General features: G+C 32.5%; 2 protein-coding genes and 1 pseudogene. All 3 read left to right on the top strand.

The features are described 5' to 3' along the window. A pseudogene (locus tag JZO69_RS16515) lies at positions 1 to 218 on the top strand (hypothetical protein); the annotation flags it as partial. Positions 219 to 571: 353 nt separating this feature from the next. Beyond that, positions 572 to 739 carry a hypothetical protein gene (locus tag JZO69_RS16510; RefSeq protein WP_207113901.1) on the top strand — a complete coding sequence of 56 codons (168 nt, stop codon included), beginning with the start codon at positions 572 to 574 and terminating at the stop codon, positions 737 to 739. A 57-nt stretch (positions 740 to 796) separates the two neighbouring features. Further along, on the top strand, positions 797 to 1075 hold the full coding sequence (locus JZO69_RS16505; protein ID WP_207113900.1) for a hypothetical protein: 279 nt from the start codon (positions 797 to 799) through the stop codon (positions 1073 to 1075). Positions 1076 to 1398 lie beyond the last annotated feature (323 nt).

Raw genomic sequence — 1398 nt, 5'->3', positions numbered from 1 at the left:
GTTCTTGGGATGTGTATATTAGTGCTACATGGATTCAAAATTATTATTGGGTGTTGGGAGCGGCTGCGGGTGTTATTGCAGCAATTGCACCAGGAATTGGATGGAGTTTAGCATATTCTATAGTTGCTTCTGTTGCAGGATTAGTTGGACAAAATAGTAATAATGGTGTAATTGTTCGTGTAAGGAATTGGGGAATTTCTTCTATGTCTTATCAATAAAAAAGAAAGAATGTGATTGATGGTGACGATGAATAAGCAAAAAAAAATGATAGATGCCTTTCTCATAGGTGTTTTTTATGTAGGAATGAATTATTTTTTGATTCATGCGAATATAAGAAATAACTACTTTGTAAGTTTGTTGTTTTTACTTGTAAATGGAATTTGTATTTCAATTTTAAGAATGCTACTGAATGGTGTTTTTAAATACAATAGAACTGTATATGTAGTTTCTATTTTTCTACTACTTATATTGACAGTAGGACCGATAGTATTTGTAGCCTTGTATTAGAGTAAATCGTAGTTAATAGTATTTTATAAATAGTGATGAGTACTTTTGTATCAAAATAAGATTTTTGTTTAAAGCAAGAATTACCAGTCAAAGCGACTATGACACCTTAAATAAGGAAATAGAAACAGTCAAAAATGAAGAACTAAAAGTGACGATCACAGAAAAATTGATTTTAATGAAAGCCATGATCGATACTCAAGGTCAGATCAGCGCTTTAACTCAGCAACAATAAGAGGCTGAACAAGAAGTCAATAAGGCATTAGAAAAAGCCGAAGCAGATAAAGCAAAAGTGCAAGCGATAGGATACGATAAATTGTTACTTGGCTATTCAGATGATCAGACTGAATATGCTCGCGTGTGGCTGACCTTGATCGGTGTGAAACCGTCAGAACTAAATGCAAAAACAATAGTTGCAGGAACACCACTCAATCCATATGATAAAGGTAGTGCAACGTATACAACAGATGCCATTATGCTTTACGGTGGCTATAGTGCGGAAGGACAAATCATTTACACAAGTAATCGGAACGGAACGATCAATGTATATCCAGTTCCAAGTCATGGGTAAATCGGAGCGGAAAATGCCAATAATCCTGAATTTGTAGCTGAATTGACGCAAGATATTTTAGATAATGTAAGAGTAGTGATGGTGGATGTAGGGAACCCAAGAGACGTGTTGGATTTGATTAGAGTAGAGAAGTGAATAAATTTAACTTAACAAAACAGGTAGTTTAGAAATTTTTTATTTTCTAAACTACCTGTTTTTATATAGCCTTAATGCTCTTATATTTATTTTTTATGCATATTTTACTTGAATAAGAAAAATATGCATAAAATTTAGTATTATTCATTTTTTTATTGAAAAATATCTTGAAAGAATTAAGTTCAAGA

Origin of the sequence: Candidatus Enterococcus ikei (assembly GCF_017316105.1) — a bacterium.
Lineage (GTDB): Bacteria > Bacillota > Bacilli > Lactobacillales > Enterococcaceae > Enterococcus_L > Enterococcus_L ikei.
This window is presented reverse-complemented; position numbering and strand designations above follow the sequence as displayed.